General features: G+C 50.7%; 16 protein-coding genes. 4 read left to right on the forward strand and 12 right to left on the reverse strand.

Translation table 11 applies throughout. The features are described from left to right. Window positions 1-41: 41 nt before the first annotated feature. The 9 genes from KQI79_RS02360 to KQI79_RS02400 form a co-directional block, all read right to left on the reverse strand. Window positions 42-1529: an ABC transporter substrate-binding protein gene (locus tag KQI79_RS02360; protein WP_216536613.1), complete on the reverse strand. Its 1488-nt coding sequence runs from the start codon at window positions 1527-1529 to the stop codon at window positions 42-44. Between the two features lie 641 nt (window positions 1530-2170). Beyond that, entirely contained in the window at window positions 2171-3916 is a 1746-nt protein-coding gene (ptsP, locus tag KQI79_RS02365; RefSeq protein WP_216536614.1) for a phosphoenolpyruvate--protein phosphotransferase, read from the reverse strand. 19 nt (window positions 3917-3935) lie between these two features. Then, entirely contained in the window at window positions 3936-4196 is a 261-nt protein-coding gene (locus tag KQI79_RS02370; protein WP_230191043.1) for an HPr family phosphocarrier protein, read from the reverse strand. A gap of 46 nt (window positions 4197-4242) precedes the next feature. Continuing rightward, complete coding sequence (locus tag KQI79_RS02375; RefSeq protein ID WP_216536616.1) at window positions 4243-5691, reverse strand: PTS transporter subunit EIIC; 1449 nt, start codon at window positions 5689-5691, stop codon at window positions 4243-4245. Window positions 5692-5726: 35 nt separating this feature from the next. Continuing rightward, complete coding sequence (locus KQI79_RS02380) at window positions 5727-6203, reverse strand: PTS sugar transporter subunit IIA (protein ID WP_216536617.1); 477 nt, start codon at window positions 6201-6203, stop codon at window positions 5727-5729. Between the two features lie 213 nt (window positions 6204-6416). Further along, window positions 6417-7283: a PRD domain-containing protein gene (locus KQI79_RS02385; RefSeq protein ID WP_216536618.1), complete on the reverse strand. Its 867-nt coding sequence runs from the start codon at window positions 7281-7283 to the stop codon at window positions 6417-6419. A 109-nt stretch (window positions 7284-7392) separates the two neighbouring features. Next, on the reverse strand, window positions 7393-8583 hold the full coding sequence (locus KQI79_RS02390) for a DEAD/DEAH box helicase (protein WP_216536619.1): 1191 nt from the start codon (window positions 8581-8583) through the stop codon (window positions 7393-7395). Between the two features lie 13 nt (window positions 8584-8596). Further along, window positions 8597-9370: an SDR family NAD(P)-dependent oxidoreductase gene (locus tag KQI79_RS02395; protein ID WP_216536620.1), complete on the reverse strand. Its 774-nt coding sequence runs from the start codon at window positions 9368-9370 to the stop codon at window positions 8597-8599. 73 nt (window positions 9371-9443) lie between these two features. Further along, window positions 9444-9899 (reverse strand): chemotaxis protein CheX, encoded by a 456-nt coding sequence (locus KQI79_RS02400; RefSeq protein WP_216536621.1) that lies wholly within the window; start codon window positions 9897-9899, stop codon window positions 9444-9446. Window positions 9900-10169: 270 nt separating this feature from the next. On the opposite strand from KQI79_RS02400, the gene KQI79_RS02405 reads away from it, so the two are divergent. Continuing rightward, the gene (locus KQI79_RS02405; RefSeq protein WP_216536622.1) at window positions 10170-11129 is read left to right on the forward strand and encodes a zinc dependent phospholipase C family protein; all 960 of its coding nucleotides are present in this window, start codon (window positions 10170-10172) and stop codon (window positions 11127-11129) included. A 1044-nt stretch (window positions 11130-12173) separates the two neighbouring features. Here KQI79_RS02405 and KQI79_RS02410 read toward each other — a convergent pair. After that, window positions 12174-13442 (reverse strand): MFS transporter, encoded by a 1269-nt coding sequence (locus KQI79_RS02410; RefSeq protein WP_216536623.1) that lies wholly within the window; start codon window positions 13440-13442, stop codon window positions 12174-12176. Between the two features lie 255 nt (window positions 13443-13697). Here KQI79_RS02410 and KQI79_RS02415 point away from each other — a divergent pair, with 255 nt between their 5' ends. Beyond that, entirely contained in the window at window positions 13698-14600 is a 903-nt protein-coding gene (locus KQI79_RS02415) for a LysR family transcriptional regulator (RefSeq protein ID WP_216536624.1), read from the forward strand. Window positions 14601-14616: 16 nt separating this feature from the next. Continuing rightward, complete coding sequence (locus tag KQI79_RS02420; protein WP_216536625.1) at window positions 14617-15426, forward strand: histidinol-phosphatase; 810 nt, start codon at window positions 14617-14619, stop codon at window positions 15424-15426. A gap of 147 nt (window positions 15427-15573) precedes the next feature. On the opposite strand, the gene KQI79_RS02425 is transcribed toward KQI79_RS02420, so the two are convergent. Continuing rightward, window positions 15574-16317: a metallophosphoesterase family protein gene (locus KQI79_RS02425; RefSeq protein ID WP_216536626.1), complete on the reverse strand. Its 744-nt coding sequence runs from the start codon at window positions 16315-16317 to the stop codon at window positions 15574-15576. A 19-nt stretch (window positions 16318-16336) separates the two neighbouring features. After that, window positions 16337-17152: an AAC(3) family N-acetyltransferase gene (locus tag KQI79_RS02430; protein ID WP_367398125.1), complete on the reverse strand. Its 816-nt coding sequence runs from the start codon at window positions 17150-17152 to the stop codon at window positions 16337-16339. 161 nt (window positions 17153-17313) lie between these two features. On the opposite strand from KQI79_RS02430, the gene KQI79_RS02435 reads away from it, so the two are divergent. Next, the gene (locus KQI79_RS02435; RefSeq protein WP_216536627.1) at window positions 17314-17556 is read left to right on the forward strand and encodes a YkuS family protein; all 243 of its coding nucleotides are present in this window, start codon (window positions 17314-17316) and stop codon (window positions 17554-17556) included. Window positions 17557-17609: the final 53 nt, after the last annotated feature.

Below are 17609 nucleotides of genomic sequence, written 5' to 3' on the forward strand. Positions count from 1 at the left end.
CATCGTACGGAGGGATCTTTATAAGCAACGCAAAGGGCGCGTTAAGGCGCGTCAGCCACCGTTTCGGACTGAGCCGAGCCTTCCGATACCTCCTCAGTTTGCTCCGGGTTTTGCTCCTGCTGTTCTTTTTGCTTCTTTTCCTCTTCCTTCGCTTTGATCAGTTCCAATTGTCCCTTCTCTTGAATGGCGCTTAACGCTTCTTCGGTCGTTTTCTTGCCGTCGACGACTTGCTGCGCTTCTTCATTGAAGAGGTTCGTCAACGTTCCGTAGAAATTCGACGGCATCTTCTCCCATGTATTGTTTGTCGTCGATTTCGGTTTCAGCTTGTAGAACGCTTCAATGTTGCGATTGTCGGTATTTTTCATTATGGATGTGCGCGTCAACAGATCGCCGTCAAACGAACGGGATTGAATTTTGGCAAATTGCTCGCCGTTAATATATTTGATAAATTCCCAAGCGGCGCGTTGGTTCGCCGAGTTGGCGTTCACGCTAAAAATATCGCTTAGGCTGAGTTCGCTAGAAGTTTCAGGATCGGCCGGATTAACGGGGATTGTCACAAGATCCCATTGAAATTTCTTAATAGTTTTGGACATTTCCGACGCTTGTTCGAGTTCCCGCATATAGTAGGTTGCGCCCAAAATCATTCCGACCCGGCCCGATATAAACAAATCTCTGCTGTAATATTCCTCCATCGTCATGCCGCCCATCATATCTTGTTGCTTCGGCGTGTAGACGGCCCCGGATTTAATCGCATTCACTCCCATGTCAAACACCCTGCGCCAATTATCCGAGTCGAATGTCAGCTTCTCCCCGTCCCCGCTAAGGAAAGCCAAATCTTCGGTTTGCCCCATCGAATTAATCAAGTCGAAGATGCTGCTTTGGTAACTCCGCAATTGCAAGCCGTAAATTCTTTCTTTCTCGTCGCCGCCGGTCGGAAAACGTTTCGCCAAATCGAACAATTCTTGCCATGACATTTGATCCCGCGGAAGGTCGATTTGATGTTCGTTAAACAGATCCACGTTATAGTACAAAGCATTGCTGTAAAATGTCGGCGCCAATCCGTACAGCTTGCCGCCGCCCTTTTCCCGCAGCAACTCGACAACGGATGGCAGCATGCCGGCAGTGTCAAATTTATCTTGCGCGATAACGGACTCCAAATCATACAGCATTCCTTCCGCTGCCAATTCCTCGTAACTTTCGATGTTCATCATCAAAACATCGGGCTGCTCTTTGTCGACAAATTTGCGGAATGCCTTCTTATAATCAAATACGCCGCTTTCATCCATATCCGAGTACATCGATCTCGTGCTCACGACTTCGATTTCGATATTCGGAAATTGGGTCGCGAACAAGTTTCCGTACTTTTGGAAGAAATAGTTTTCATCCCAAAACATGACTCTAAGCGTCCCTTCCGCTTCCGCATCCAATTTCGGCAACGCTTCCTTCGCCCCGGTTCCACAGCCGCCTAGTACCACCGCCGCAACAAGCAGCACGGCCAGCAATCCTTTGAGCTTCCACCTACTAAACATCTCCTACGTTTCCTCCATTCAACTATGAATTTCCAAATGATAAAATACCATCCCTATTAATAGACGCGTTCACCGGCATAATGTTTATCCATATGGAAAATATTTTCGGCGTACCCGTTTTAATAGTGCGTGTTCAAAAAGTAGACTTTTCAGCACCGAGAAGGTTGCGAGAACCCTTGGCCCATGCTTCCGAAGTGAGTTTTGCTGCGCAAAACTTTCAGGAGAGCGTGCGATAACGCATGTTCCTTGTTTGACTATAAGAGTAATACACAGTTCTTAACGAACGGCTAATGAAACCCTTAATAAATGCTTAATTAGTTACCCCTGGAAAAGTCGGGCTTTCCCTAGTTAGTATATTTTAACATGGAAATGATAGCAAGTCACAGTACCGTTCAACGGGTGGCTTGATTCGGCCCCTATAAGGGGCATGATACTGGCCTGGCAGCGCCTAAAGGCGCGGTTTCGCAGCAATTTTACCGGCTACCCCCTCAAGGGGTTTATTGAGATGCCTGGTGGGCTAAACTGCTGCCGCCCATGGGTACCGCAATTCTCAGTATAGCAAACGGAGGCTTTGCTCCGTCATGCCTCACGGCACTTCCTGTTCCGTTCTCCCAGGCATAGCCCGGGGCTTAATATTTAAATTAGCGTCGAATCTGGAACAATTCGCGTAGATGCGGCATGATTGCATGCACATAGTCCCTAACTTCGTCAGAAGACTCCATGCGAAGCGCCGCTTCCGCCATTTCCTTCGTTTGCGCCGCCGTTATTGCGCTAAGCGCAATGCGTGCGGGAAGAACGGCGCCGGCATTCATGGAAAACCGGTCCAGTCCGAGGCCGAGCATAATCGGAATCGCGGCAAGATCGCCCGCCATTTCGCCGCAAAGGCTTACCCATTTGCCTTCCTTATGCCCGTTGTCGATCACGAGTCGAATCAAACGCAGCACCGCGGGATGAATCGGATCCGTCAAATGCGATAACTTTTCGTTCGTACGATCGGCCGCCATCGTAAACTGTACGAGATCATTCGTGCCGATACTGAAGAAATCGGCTTCTTTCGCAAGTTGATCCGATATAAGGGCGGCGGCTGGCACCTCGATCATGATTCCGACTTCCATGCGATGACGATAGTTGACGCCTATGGCGTCCAAATCCGCCTTCGCTTCGGCGAGCAGCGCCTTAGCGGCGCGCAATTCCTGCAAAGTGGCGATCATCGGGAACATGATCTTCACGTTGCCGAATGCGCTCGCGCGCAAAATCGCCCGCAACTGCGCCTTGAACGTATCCCGCTCGTCCAGGCTGAGACGGATCGCCCGATAACCGAGAAACGGATTCCTCTCCCGCGGCCGTTTCGCATAATCCAGTTCTTTATCTCCCCCGATATCGAGCGTTCGTATGACGATCGGCGACATGCCGCCGAAAGCTTCGGCCGCCAGTTTATAAGCGTAAAATTGTTCCTCCTCCGTCGGCCAATTCCGGCGTCCCATAAACAATAATTCCGTTCGGAACAGCCCTATGCCTTCCGCCCCGTTGTTGCGCGCATGAACCGCATCCGCCGGATTGCCGATATTGGCTGCCAACTCCACAATTTTGCCGTCCGCCGTAACGGAAGGAGCATGCAAATACGCTTTGGATTCCTCCCGCTGCCGTTCGTACGTTTCTTTTGCTTTTCGGTATGCGGACACTTGCTCTGCCGTCGGATTGATAAGCAATTCGCCTTTCACCCCGTCCAGAATAACGAAATCCCCGTTGTTCAACGACGATGTCGCGTTCTTTAAACCGACGACGGCGGGTATTTCCATCGATCTGGCCATAATGGCCGAATGCGACATACTGCCGCCGATATTCGCAGCAAACCCGGCGACGCGTTCGCGCTCGAGTTGGGCAGAGTCCGAAGGGGTCAAATCGTGCGCAATTAGCACAACCGGCCCGTCAAGATCGCATAATGACAGTTGCTCGCTTCCGGTGAGCAATCCGTGCAGACGCTTGCTAATATCGCGAAAATCCGCAGCCCGTTCGTTCATATATACATTGTCCATACTTTCGAAAAATTGGACCAATTCCTGCGTCACATCGGATAGTGCCGCCTCGGCGTTGATCAACTGCCCGGCAATGAGTTCTTTCGCGCGTCCGACGAATTCTTCATCTTTCAGCACCATAATATGCGACTCGAAAATTTCGGCGTAATCGAGCCCCATTGTGGCGCGAGTTCGCTCCTGCAGTTCCTTTAGCTGAGAGACGGCCTGCTCCACGGCCGCGGTGAAACGCGCAACCTCCTCGGTCGACTTCTCGGGACGAAGCTGTATTCGTTCCACTTCCTTCGCCTGCTCCAACAAAAACGCATGTCCCCATGCATACCCGGGCGCTGCCGCTATTCCCGTTAATTTCATTGTTTCGCCCTCCCGGCATTTATTCGAATATCGATTGTACGATTTCGCCGATTTGCCGAACCGCTTCCGCTTCGTCCTCTCCTTCGGCAATCACCGCGACCCGATCCCCTTGTTTCAAACCTAATTTTAAAATGCCGATCAAGCTTTTGGCGGATATCCGCGTTCCGTCTTCGGTCTCCAATTCGATTCTGCACGGAAACGTCTCCGCCTTTTTTATAATGGCTCCCGCCGGTCTGGCATGTATGCCTGTAGGGTTGTTGATGATATATCGTTGTTGCATAAGGTCCACTCCTTTTCCGATTCCCCCACGTTTGCCCATATGCTCGCTACAGCTTGAGCATCTCGTCTTTCAACAATTCGGACTCCATGCCGAACACGATCTGTACCGCGCCGTATCCCAATCTCATAATCCCCGCGGCGCCCAATGCCCTTATCTCGGCGTCGTTCACTTTCTTATCGTCTATCAATTGAAGACGCAGCCGCGTAATGCACGCATCGATGCTCTCTATATTTGCCTTGCCGCCGATCAGTTCCGTAATTTTCGCCGCTTTATCGCGCAGCGTCGTATTTTTCCCCGATTCGCCCCCCGCGGATTCTTCCAAATCGTCCTCCTCGCGTCCGGGCGTTTTCAAATTAAGTTTCACAATTATAATTCGGAATAGAAAATAGTAGATTACCCCGAATATGAGACCGATCGGAATCAGCAACCACGGCTTCGTGGCGATCGGCAAGTTGAGCAAAAAATCGATCAAACCGGCCGAGAATCCGAATCCTTGATGGATCCCGAGCGAAACGGTAATGAAAGCCGATACGCCCGCCAACAATGCATGAACGATATATAATATCGGCGCCGCGAACATAAAGGCAAACTCGATCGGCTCCGTAATCCCGGTCAAAAAGGAGGCAAACGCCACGCCGATGAATACGGAGGCGATCGCTTTACGCTTTTCCTTTTTGGCGGTGTGAATGATCGCAAGCGCCGCGCCGGGCAAAGCGAACAACATAATCGGGAAAAAGCCGGTCATAAACATGCCCGCGGACGGATCCCCTGCGGCGAACCGGTGCAAGTCGCCGTGGGCGACGTTTCCCGCAGCGTCCGTATAGGTGCCGATTTGAAACCATGCGATCGTATTAATGACATGATGCAGCCCGAACGGAATCAGCAAACGGTTCAAAACCGTGAACACGACGGCTCCGGCCACATCGAAACCGACGACCCAGTTTCCGAATTTATCGAGCACATTCTGAATCGGGCCCCATATCGCGCCGAATGCGATCGCGACAATGACCATCGACATCGACGTAATAATCGGCACGAACCGCTTGCCGCCGAAAAACGCGAGCCAATCCGGAAGCTTGATTCGATGATATCTGTTGTACATATAAGCGGCGATTCCGCCGGCAATGATGCCGCCGAGCACGCCCATATTCAAGATCGCATCGTCGTCGATAAAACGAAACACGCCGGGTACGACGGCCAGCACTTTGCCCAAGACAAGATAGGCGATCACGGCCGCCAATGCCGCAACGGCGTCGCCGGCAAAACCGATCGCTACCCCGATCGCGAAAATGAGCGGCAAGTTGTCGAATATGGCCGTCCCGCCGGCGAGCAAGAACGGAGCGATAAACTGGTTGATAAATCCGCCAGCCGATTCGCCGAACTGAAATTGATTCACATAATCGATTTCGCCGAATCTGCGCAATAAGGACGCGGCTGGAAGCGTAGCAACCGGCAGCATGAACGATCTGCCGATCTTTTGCAAAAAACCTAGCATAAAACTCCCCCTTTCATCCCATTCGGTGCATGAGTTTATTTCACTTGTATTTCCAGAAGCACCCCAACGTTTGCGGTTACTTCGCCCCGGTATGACGTTACTTTCTCAACGGCGTCGCCATTGGCCATGACAACCGCCGTAATGACGGGATAGCCTGCTTGTTCAATCCGCTCGATATCGAACTCGATCAGCAGTTGTCCTTGTTTGACCCGCTCCCCCGATTTCACATACGGTCGAAACCCTTCTCCTCTCAACTGTACCGTATTAATGCCGATATGGATCAATACTTCGACTCCCGATTCATGTTCGATAATGCAAGAATGGTGCGTGTCGAACATATACGATACCTTGCCGTCGCAAGGAGCCACGACTTGGCCGTTTGTCGGCTTCACGGCGATGCCTTCGCCGATGAAGCCTTGGGCGAACGCGGGATCCGGCACTTCTTCCAGCGCAACTGAAATTCCCGATAGCGGCGGTATAAGGGTGACTACTTTTTTCTTTTTGAAAATCATGGGTGCTACCTCCTTCTCTGCGACCCGCGCATAACATGATGACTTATGCAAACAGAAAAAAAAGCATGAGCAAACGGACACGAAAAATCGTAAATGACTCTTCTGCCGCACTTAGCTCATGCCTAGTTTACCTAGTTGCACGCTAATCGCATGTCTGATATTCTATGAAGTCAATTGGCGGGACAGTCCGTAAGACATATACGGTCCTGTATATTACTTGAGTCTCTCATATTGTTGCAGCAGCCGGTAGAGATGCATGACGATGTAACCGACTTCATCCTCGGGCACGGACAATCCGAGGCGCTCCTCAATATGTATTGCGATTTTTTGGGCGAGACGGTACTCGCTTGTAAGCGTCTTCTTTAATTTGATTGCAAACGGATTCGGAGAAATTTTCCCGTCCAGCAAACGCTCGAGCGCAAATCGCAAATGGGTGATTAAACGAATATAATCGATGCTGTCGCGCGGAACTTTAATGCCTGTCTCCGATTCGATCAAGTGGACGGTTTCTTGAATCAAATGCGTCAATTTGACGATATTCCCAAGTGAAATATGGCAAACCGCCGATTGGATATGCATGGCCAGAAAACCGACTTCCGTCTCCGGCACCTCAATTTGAAACGAATTGGAGATCAATTCGGAAGCTTTCTTGGCCAGCGCGAATTCCCTGGAATGGAGGGCTTGGATTTCATAAAGAAAAGGGTTTACAATTTCCATGTGACTGTTGAGACGATGAAGAGCAAACTGAATGTGGCTCGGAAGAGCGATAAACACTTGTTCGTTCAACTCTTCCGTTCCGAATTCTTGGGAGATCAACGCGATGATGTCTTGGGATACGTCAAGCACTTTAGAATCGACTTGTTCCAACAAAACTTGATAATGCTTCTGAGCTTGCGGGTCGTCGAGCGTGAATCTCTTCTCGATCCGCGTATCCGCGGGACTGATCGACATTCCGGTCTTGGCGCCAAAGCCGAGTCCCTTCCCCATCAGGATCAGTTCGGCGCCGGTCTTTTCCCCGGAAACTTGAACCGCATTATTGCTTAACACCCTATGAATCGTATAAGCGGTTGATTCTTCCATGTACCTCCACCCTTTGCTCAAGTTCATATCTTTGAACCTAATTGTAAGAATGTAGTAAAATAAAGTCAATTAAAAACCTGTTTTTTCCACCAATCGTCATCTATCTTTCCTATCGTTTCGATTTTTGCCGTTTTCCCGCGCCTTGATTTCGGCGAATCCGCTCGCCCGCCGGGTGAACTTTTCCCGAGTACATCACTTTCTCCCGTATATCAATCTGCAGTTGTTTCGCAAATTTTTCGATAATGAATCTTTCACGACCCGTTATAATCGTAACCGCCGTTCCTTTCTTGCCCATTCGGCCGGTACGGCCGGCGCGATGCACGTAATGTTCCGCGTCGAGCGGGGGATCCGCATTGAATACGAACGGCAATCCTTCGATATCCAGTCCGCGGGCGGCTACGTCCGTGGCGATCAGCAGTTGGCACTGGCCTTCGCGAAACCGCCGCAATACTTGGGCGCGTTCCTGCTTGTTCGCGTCTCCGTATAACGGTTCGGCCGTAAGTCCGACATACTGCAGCTTCTCCGTCCATTCGGCGATCGAATCGGTATCGTTCACGAAGACGATCGCGGACTTCGGCTCATATAAACGGACCAAGCGCCGGAGCGTATCGATTTTGTCGCGCTCTTCGCAGACGAAATAAAGATGTTCGATCGTCGGTGCAATCCGCTTGTCCGGTTCGATGCCGATCGTGACCGGCTCCGTCATCCACTCCTGCGCGATCGACCGGATTTGGCCTGTCATCGTCGCGGAGAAGAACGCTAGCTGTCTGTCGCGCAAAGCGCTTTTGAAAATCTCTTCGGTATCTTTCGCCGCGCCTAAACGGAAAATTTGGTCGACTTCATCGACCACGATGGTACGCACTTCGTGCATTTTGAGCTTTCGCATCCGAATCAGCTCCAGAACGCGCCCCGGCGTGCCAATCGCCAACTGCGGATGAAGCTTCAGCTTCTCCACTTGCCGCTTCAAAGCGGCGCCGCCGATCAGCGCTTGCACCGTTACCCCGGAACGTTCGCCGTAGGTCTCGGCCACCCGCACGATCTGCATCGCCAGTTCTTGCGTCGGCGCAAGCACCAAGACTTGCGGGTTTTTCTTCCCCGTATCGATCCGTTGCAGCAGCGGAAGCAAATAGGCAAGCGTTTTGCCCGTCCCCGTCTGCGATTGCGCGATGACGTCTTTTCCCTCCATCATGGCTGGAATCGCCTCGATTTGCACCGGCGAGGGCTCCGTAATGTTCCGTTCGGCAAGCTGCGAAATAAAAGGTTCCGCAATGTGCAGATCCTGAAAAGTAGACATAAGCATAAATCCTTTCTTCCTATTTTCTGTTCAACCATCTATAGGTTAGTTTATCCGCAAGCCGCGGAAACAATTGATACAATTTGATACCGGCCGCCGCAGCCCGGGGCAGGTTCAGTTCCGGCTTGCGCCGTTCGATCAGCTTGACGATCTCCCCGGCTACTTTCTCCGGTTTCAATATAAAAAACGAAACGTTGCGCACATAATTTCCGCTAGGATCCGCCTTCTCGAAGAAAGGCGTATCGATCGGTCCCGGATTGACGGACGAGACGGTAACGTTCGTTCCCGCCAGCTCCTGCCTGAGCGAATTGGTAAAGCCGAGAACCGCGTGTTTCGTGGCCGTGTACGAAGTCGATTTGGCGGTGCCGATTTTGCCGGCCATCGACGCCACGTTGACGATATGTCCGCTCCCAGCCTCCAGCATATGCGGCAAAACGGCCTTCGTACAGCGGACGACGCCCATATAATTGACGTCCATCATGTCGGCGAATTGCTCGATCCGCAAACGGTCGAACGATTCGAAGATACCGTACCCGGCATTGTTGATTAAAATGTCGATTTTCCCGAACTTATCCATGATGCGCTCTACCGTACCGCATATTTGCCCGGTATCCGTCACATCCATCGTCATCGCAACGTACTCGCCGCGGATGCCCAGAGCCGCATCGCGCAGCTTCTCCGCGTTCCGGGCCGTCAGGACCGGAATCGCCCCTTTCGCGGCCAGCATTTGCGCCGTCAGGGCGCCGATGCCGCTGGAAGCCCCCGTAATAAGCGCTACTTTCCCGTGTAACAAGCATGATCACCCCGTTCGCAAAAAAAGAAAAGCTCCGTCCGGAGCTGTTCTGATCGTTTTCCATTATGTATCGTTAAGAGATAAGCACTTGAATGTCCAACTCGCCGATTCCGTCCATAATTAACGGAACGGTAAGCGCTTTGGCGGAATTGACGTCTCCTTCCGTCGATTTTAACACTTTCGGCGGGGTAATATCAACACGAACGCCCTGATTGTACAAAATCGTGCTCGCATTGCCGCTAATCATATTGCCTAACTCCGATATGGCGCTATGGCCCATTTCATCCAGCTCCGTCACCATGAAGCCGCCCATCATGGCAGATACCATCTTGAGAGCGACCGATTCGTTCAGACCGAAAATGACGTTGCCGCTGACTTGGCCCGACATGCCGATATGAATCCATATATAATCCTCGATATATGTCAACTCGCGAATTCCCAACGTTCCCGTTGCAGGGCGAACCTGCACGACTTGCTCGATTACGATTCTTGCCGACTCCAAAAATGGATTGATAAATTCCGCTTTCATCTAATTAATGTCCCTCCCATAATCGACAAAAATAATAAAAAATCGATAAAACCATCCATTCCCATTGAAATTTATACCTATTATACTGCAAAACATGAAAAATTAACACTCTTTTTTAGGATGAAAGACTTAACACAAGGTAGAAAGATGGCGACTTTTGCGACTGTACGATTAAGACCTTTTTCGTATAAAATGAAGCTGTTACAGTTTAAACGCCATCTTTTTATACGATAGAAAGCGGAACAACCTCTCAAAAGGAGTCGGTAGCATATGCCAAACATTTGGACCCATCTTATTTTCGGCCAGGAGGTATTGCAAGCGGAAGGGTATCTTCCATACGGAGATGAGCCGGAATTGAAGCGGGTATTCAATATGGGGTGTCAAGGGCCTGATTTTTTATTCTATCATCATTTTTGGCCATGGAAAAAAGATAAGACGATGAACCTGCTCGGGAGCGCGATGCATTCCCTGCACTGCGGCGGCGTCTTGCTCGATATGATCGAAGCGGTATCCGAACGCGCCGAAGACGACCCGGCGCGCATTTACATACTGGGGTTCGCGCTTCATCATGTGTTGGACCGGAATATGCATCCATACGTATTTTATCGTTCCGGATTCAAAAAGTGGAGTCATCAACGCTTCGAAATATGGATGGATACGCTGATCGTGAAACGGAAGCTAGGACTGGAGACATGGAGGACGCCCGTATGGAAGGAAATCGACACCGGGGGCCGTTTCCCGGACGGCATCGTCGATTTGTTCCAAACGGTCGCGGAACGTTATTATCCGGACATCGCCGCGCGCATCAAGCGGGATGCCTGGGACGATGCGAACCGCGACATGATCCGGGCGCAGCGGCTGTTCCACGATCCGAGCGGCTTCAAGCGCATCGCGACGTTCGGCCGGATCTCGCCGCTCGTGTACAAGCGGCGGAACAAGCCGCTTGATATTTTGAACGAGTCGCGCACCGAATGGCGCGACCCGACCGGGGCAGACGCGTCGTATACGACGAGCGTCTGGGACCAATGGACCGCCGCGCGCGAAGACGCGGCGGAGATCGTGCGCGCCGTGGCCGCCTATTGGGCGGCGGCGCGCGCGGAAGGCGCCGCGAGCAGCGCCGCGGCGCAAGCGAAGGAGCGGGTTGCCCGCGCGGTGGGCAACCGCTCCTACGAGACGGGGATGCCCTGCGACAGCGGGCATCGCATCCAGGTCGCCGAGCCGATCATATAACCGATCGGCCCGGCGACCTGCTCCGTATGAGCGTCGGTTGGCACGGTTTTTTGCAGGCGAGACTGTCTGTCAATAAGTCAAGACATACAATTTTTAACGGAAGTGAAAGACCTTAAATCGGCAAAAAGCACTCTTTTCGAATTCTAACGGAAATCAGCGCTCTTATTTATTGTCTTTCTAGCGAAAAATGCTCGAATGACCGCCAATAAGGTCCCTCACTTCCGTTACATTTTAGAAAGTCTCATTTTTTCACAAATAGAGTCCTCTGCTTCCGTTAGCCATGTGTCGCATGGACTCCATCTTTACTTTACTTCTCTTTTACTTCTCCTTTATTCTTCTCTTTTTATTTCTACTCCCTATGCCTTGCTTTATCTCTCACTATCCCCACTCAATCACACCTCATCTCTCTCCTTTTTTACAGCCGCCTTAACCTTTTTACCCCATTAAAGCTTGTTCCTCTTCCCCCCTGTACCTCTGCAACTTCCCTCTTAGCACTATCCCAAATACTCAGAAACTCTTAGCATTATCCCAACTACTCAGAAACAATTTGCCGATTGCCTGACTCTATTGATTATTACCTTTTCAGACCTAATTCTACAAATGAAATAGGCAGGTTTCGGTGTACGAAACATCTGCCTATTGTAGTCATGCTGTTTCAGCTCTCTTCCTTACTAACAGGTGGTTGCAGTTCACACGTTTTCTCGCCTGAACTAAAGGGATAACGATCATACAGTGTACGGACAATCGGTTTCTAGCTCTGTTACCCTGAGCATACGGAATAAACAACATGGTCCGAACCCCCGATACTCCTAAGCAACCGATACAGCGACAAAGGACTTGTGCCGCTTTCCTGAACAACTGGGATGTAGACAAAAGGGTTCCTCTCGCCCTCCCCCTGAACAAACGGGATATCGACAAAAGGACACCTGACCCCTCCCCTGAGCAACCGGTACAGCGACAGAAGGCTCCTCGCCCCCTCCCCCTGAACAAACGGGATACCGACAAAAGAGGCCGCTAACCCAACCATTGCTCCACAACCCCTGCTTATCCCGATACCTCTTCCGCGTCCCGATGCCCTTTCTCCAAATTGACCCGCGTCAACAACAGAATGCCGATGATGAAAAACGCCAGAATGGATAATATTGCCGTACGCGTCGAACCGGTCAGCAAACCGACGATTCCGAATAAGGCAGGTCCCAACGAAGCGGTTACCTTATCCGATAGGCTGAGGAATCCGAAAAATTCGCTCGCCCGCTCTTTCGGGATTAACCGGCTGTATATCGACCGCGCCACCGCCTGGCTTCCTCCCTGCACCATGCCTACGATAAAAGCGAGCAAGTAAAAATGAAGCGCGCTCGTCATAAAATAACCTAATAACACGACAATCACATAAATGCTTAAAGATATGTATAAGGAGCGTTTCGAGCCGATTCTGACCGCGAGCTTGCCGAACGCGAACGTAAAAGGAATGCCGACGAACTGGGTAATGAGCAGCGCAACGATCAAATGGGTCGTTTCAATACCGATCGTCTTGCCGTATATAGCCGCCATACTGATGATCGTGGAAATACCGTCGTTAAAAAACCAGAAAGCGACCAAGTATTTCAGCAACTCCGGGTATTTCCCGATTTTGCGCAGCGTTCCGAACACGCGGCCGAACCCGTGCTTGGCGTAAAAGCCGACGCTTTGCTTCGTTTCCCGCTTCGGATCCTTCATATTTCGGAAAATCGGAATCGAAAATACGAACCACCAAATGGCCACACTGACGAAAACGGCCTGGGTCGCGGCGATTTTGTCCGGAAACCCGAATAAATCCCATTTCTCCAACATGACGATGTTCAGCGCCAAAAGCGCGCCGCCGCCGATATACCCAAACATATAACCTTGCGCGGATACGTCGTCTCTTACTTCCACCGGAGCGATTTCGGGCAGCAATGAATCATAAAAGGTGTTCCCGCCGGAAAAGCCGATCGTTCCTAGAATAAACAGCGCCGATACGTAGATGTAGTCCCCTTGGCCCGCAAAAAACAACAACGCGCAAGACAATACGCCAAGGTAAGCGAAAACGCGCAAAAACCGCACCTTGCTGCTTGATAAGTCCGCCACCGCTCCCAGAATGGGAGCCATGAGCGCAACGGCGATCATCGCAATCGTTTGCGTAAATCCCCAGTAGCTGGATGCCTGATAATCGGGCAAATGGCCTGCCGCCACGTCCGCGTAGAAAATGGGGAGCACCGCGGCCAGCATCGTCGTGGCAAACGCGGAATTGGCCCAGTCGTACATTTGCCAGCTTCGTACCAATTTTCGATTCATAAACGACCTCCTTCAACAATGTTTGAAACCGCATTTGCTACCAATGGCCCATGTCGATTTTTCAACATTTTGTTCGACATCGGATTCGCGCTTTCCTTCTTCCTTCCCGTATCTTATAAATATTGCTCGCTCCCGAAGAATAACCTATAATTAGAATGAGAAAACATATTTATAATTTCTGATCGGTCGATAAAAAAAGCTTTTATCGAAGCCTTACGTTGCGGGAAGTCAAAAATATATCCTAAGGAGGTTCCCATGAACATTAATCAGCTTGAGACTTTGATCACGATCTCCAGAACGATGAGTTTTCGCAAAGCCGGCGAATTGCTTAATCTCACGCAACCTGCCGTATCGGCGCAAATCAAAAGTCTGGAAGACGAATTCAAGACGGTACTCATCGACCGGAACCAGCCTGTCACGTTAACGGATCAAGGGAAGGTGTTTCTGGATCATGCCGAAAGGATATTAAGCATTGTCAGCGAGTTGAAACAACGTCTTACCGATCTGAGCCACATCCCGCAAGGCCATATCGTGCTCGGTACGACGACTTCCATCGCGATGCAAATTTTGCCGAGGGTGCTGTCCTATTTTCAAAACCAATTCCCGCTCATTAAAACGTCGATTTTGACGATGTCCTCCATGCAAATCATGGCAAGCGTCGAAAGCGGCTCGGTCGACATCGGGATCGGTTACTTGTCGGAAGGAAATCCTAATCTCGAATCGTCCGTCCTGTATTACGACACGTTCGAAATGGTCGTTTCGCCGCAGCATCCGCTCAGCCAAACCAAGCATGCGACCTTGGAATCGCTGCGCGAAATTCCGTTCATTATGTTGTCGCCCGATACGGTTGGCCGCAAATTCGTCGATCAAATTTTCAAACAAAACAATATCCAGCCGCTTGTCGTTATGGAACTGTCCAGCAGCGAGGAAATTAAACGGATGGTAGAACTTAACCTCGGCGCGGCCATCGTCTCCAAAATGTCGATCTCCGGCGAACTAAGACGGGGTACGTTGCAGATCATTAAAGTGAATGAGTTCGAGAAGACGCATCCGGTCGGCGTCGTATACAAATCCGGGAAGTATTTAAATTCAGCCATGCAGCAGTTTTTGAGCGACTTGAAAGGGATGCGCGAATCGCAATTTATGAGCACAGAGTGAAGGAGGAATTTTAAGGATGAAATTCGATTTACACACTCATCACTTCCGTTGCGGACACGCCGACGGCAATATTCGCGATTATATCGAAGCGGGCATTCGCGCCAATCTGCAAGTCATCGGCATTTCGGACCATTCGCCGTACTTTGGCAGCGAAGAAGACCAGGCTCAGCCCCGTATCGCGATGGCCAAAAGCGCATTCGCCGGTTATGTGGAAGAGGTTCTGAAATTAAAAGCGGAATATGCGGGTAAAATCGATGTGCTGCTTGGCGTTGAATCCGATTTTTTCCCGGAGCAAGCCGAAACGTATCGATCGATTTATAAACAATACCCGTTCGATTATATTATCGGTTCCGTACATTATACGAGCGGGGTCAGCATCTTCAATAAAAACCGGTGGAAAAACCTTTCGGACGAAGAACATCGGCGCGAGAAGGAATTGTATTACGAAATGATCCGCGACTCGGCCCGCAGCGGCATGTTCCAAATTCTCGGGCATATCGACGCGATGAAAGGAAACTATCCGGCCTTCACCGACATCCCGGCTGCCGAAGCGATTGACGAAACGCTGCAAACGATCCGCGAATGCGGCATCGCCATTGAAATTAACACTTCGGGCAAAACGAAACTAAGCGGCGGATGGTATCCTTCGGACGATATACTGGAACGCGCGTTGTTTTACGGCGTAGACGTAACCTTCGGCTCCGACGCCCATATTCCCGATCGAGTCGGGGACGAATGGGAACTGGTCCGCGCGCGCTTGAAAGAGCTCGGGTTTACCTCATGGGTATATTATAAAGAAATGCGAAAGCAGGTCGTACCGTTATAAACAAAAAAAGAGAACCTGTCTTCCACAGGTTCCAAGGTCTATATATGATTAAAAGGGGGGTCATGAATCTAGTGTAACCCCTCAATGTTATGAAGCCATAACAGAAATATTTCATTTGTGTAACAAAATATAATCTTCATGATGTACCTAGGTTTGGAGACCGCGGTATATGCCCGTTCGCAGTTCGCGAATATAGGCTTCGAGCTTCGGTACCCTCGCTTCTTCCGCTTGGCGGACGGCGCGTTCCACATCGTAAGGGACCCGCACGAATTGAATGGAAAAACCGGCGGGATCAAGCCCACCATACTCCCCTTCCAATATGGCATACGACGCATGCAAGATGTCGAGCGGGTTGCCGACGCTGCCTGCATTGAACAATGTTTTGCCGTACAAATGCTGCATATACGCATTATGAATATCGCCGTACCCGACAATATCCGGTTCCCCGGTTTCCTTCCCTGCACTTTGAACGGCGGGCGTATTCTCGAACAATGCGAGCCGCTTCGCTTCGTCCTCCCAAGGATGCACCCGATGGAAGACGCTCTGCGGAGACGCGTGAAACAGACGGACAAGCTTGCCGCTTAGCAGAAAATCGAACGAAAACGGAAGACCGCTTAAGTAATCGATTCTCTCCTGCCCGAGCCGCTTTGAATGCCAAGTAAATTCTTCGTCATCGGCAGCGCTGCTCATCAATTCGTCCCAATTGCCGCGCACGACGACTTCGCATCGATTCCGAATGACATCGACCGCTTCTGCGGGGCACGGACCTTTCCCGACCAAGTCTCCCAAGCAATAAATTTTGGCGATCCGGCGTTTCTCGATATTGTCCAATACGGCTTCCAAAGCCGGCATATTTCCATGTATATCCGATATAATCGCGATTTGATCCATCGAGGAACACCTCCCATCATTATTTTGTCGACTGGTTCCGATTGCGCTCCATCCACACCGTAGCGAAATCGACCAAATCTTTCTGCGGCACAAGAACGGACGGCGCCTCAATGATATTGCCTCTTCGCACAATATGCGGGCAGTCCTTTTCGAACTGTTGTCCGATGTCCGCAAAGTCTCCTTCGTCAAATTCGATATCCGCAAACTCCACCCATTCGGAAGTTTGTCCGCGCATTATCGGGGCACGGTGGACGATCTGCTTTTTCCCCGGATAGTTTGCCCTGTATTCCGCCAAATGAAGCGACGTATTCACAGAATAGCCGACTCCGAGCAGGAGCACGTATCCGCCCGCTTCGTAAATTTTTGCCAAAGGAGACGCTTCTCCCAAGCAATTCTCCAACGAATGTTCGCCGCAGATCCGCTCCGCGAGCCGGCCGCGGGCGGCAAAAGATACTTGCGGATGAGAGCTGCGCAGCGTTCCCTTTTGTTTGCGGAAGCATTCGGAGATGGCTCCCATATAATAGGTTGGCGACAAATCCGGATCGTATCCCGGCATCGCATTTCGAATGACATCCCACCACTTGGGATCGACAGGAGGATTGACCCATGTCGAAGGATCGCTCAGTTCTCCGGTATGCGTCGGCATGACGAGCGTACCTTCGACGCCGAGCAGTTGCTCCAACGCCATAATAACGGCAACCGGCCCTCCCAAGATCCACCCTCCTAACGATTTCATGGATGAATGGACGATTATCGTCATGCCGGGCCGCAAGCCGAGCGTCTGTAAATCCGCCTTGATCCGGTCCACGGTTATCGGTTCTTTTTTTATCATCATGTCTGTTTCAATACTCCTTTACATCATTTTATGAAAACGGCTCGTACATACATAAACGATTTTCTGCGCCTAAAGTTTCCGAAACGGATAATTTGACGACATTTTGTTTACAATACTCTCGAATGCCAGTAAGTAAATATCGCGGGAGGTTGATGTAAATCATGGCAAAAGTCGCGCTGGAAGACAGCCTGAATTCGGTGGCGGACGCATTGCAAAGGGACGGGCATGAAGTCGTATCCATGAACAATGTGGCCGATTGCGATTGCTGCGTCATCTCGGGACAAGATAAAAACGTTATGGGCATGAGCGGAATCGAGACGAAAGCTTCCGTCATTAACGCCCAAGGATTAAGCAGTGATGAAATCGTAAACCAAGTAAACCGGGCTGTCAACAACAAAAGGTAAGCAAAATATTTCGTTAACGTACTGATCGTCGCGCCCTGCTCGCTGAAGCGAAG

The sequence above is a fragment of the Paenibacillus sp. MSJ-34 genome (assembly GCF_018918005.1).
In the GTDB taxonomy this organism is placed as follows: domain Bacteria; phylum Bacillota; class Bacilli; order Paenibacillales; family Paenibacillaceae; genus MSJ-34.

What these genes read in the sequence shown, in the direction of transcription:
- KQI79_RS02360 (WP_216536613.1), bottom strand. Translation starts at nt 1,529, where the DNA reads ATGTTTAGTAGGTGGAAGCTCAAAGGATTGCTGGCCGTGCTGCTTGTT.
- ptsP (WP_216536614.1), bottom strand. Translation starts at nt 3,916, where the DNA reads ATGAAATTAACGGGAATAGCGGCAGCGCCCGGGTATGCATGGGGACAT.
- KQI79_RS02370 (WP_230191043.1), bottom strand. Translation starts at nt 4,196, where the DNA reads ATGCAACAACGATATATCATCAACAACCCTACAGGCATACATGCCAGA.
- KQI79_RS02375 (WP_216536616.1), bottom strand. Translation starts at nt 5,691, where the DNA reads ATGCTAGGTTTTTTGCAAAAGATCGGCAGATCGTTCATGCTGCCGGTT.
- KQI79_RS02380 (WP_216536617.1), bottom strand. Translation starts at nt 6,203, where the DNA reads ATGATTTTCAAAAAGAAAAAAGTAGTCACCCTTATACCGCCGCTATCG.
- KQI79_RS02385 (WP_216536618.1), bottom strand. Translation starts at nt 7,283, where the DNA reads ATGGAAGAATCAACCGCTTATACGATTCATAGGGTGTTAAGCAATAAT.
- KQI79_RS02390 (WP_216536619.1), bottom strand. Translation starts at nt 8,583, where the DNA reads ATGCTTATGTCTACTTTTCAGGATCTGCACATTGCGGAACCTTTTATT.
- KQI79_RS02400 (WP_216536621.1), bottom strand. Translation starts at nt 9,899, where the DNA reads ATGAAAGCGGAATTTATCAATCCATTTTTGGAGTCGGCAAGAATCGTA.
- KQI79_RS02405 (WP_216536622.1), top strand. Translation starts at nt 10,170, where the DNA reads ATGCCAAACATTTGGACCCATCTTATTTTCGGCCAGGAGGTATTGCAA.
- KQI79_RS02410 (WP_216536623.1), bottom strand. Translation starts at nt 13,442, where the DNA reads ATGAATCGAAAATTGGTACGAAGCTGGCAAATGTACGACTGGGCCAAT.
- KQI79_RS02415 (WP_216536624.1), top strand. Translation starts at nt 13,698, where the DNA reads ATGAACATTAATCAGCTTGAGACTTTGATCACGATCTCCAGAACGATG.
- KQI79_RS02420 (WP_216536625.1), top strand. Translation starts at nt 14,617, where the DNA reads ATGAAATTCGATTTACACACTCATCACTTCCGTTGCGGACACGCCGAC.
- KQI79_RS02425 (WP_216536626.1), bottom strand. Translation starts at nt 16,317, where the DNA reads ATGGATCAAATCGCGATTATATCGGATATACATGGAAATATGCCGGCT.
- KQI79_RS02430 (WP_367398125.1), bottom strand. Translation starts at nt 17,152, where the DNA reads ATGATGATAAAAAAAGAACCGATAACCGTGGACCGGATCAAGGCGGAT.
- KQI79_RS02435 (WP_216536627.1), top strand. Translation starts at nt 17,314, where the DNA reads ATGGCAAAAGTCGCGCTGGAAGACAGCCTGAATTCGGTGGCGGACGCA.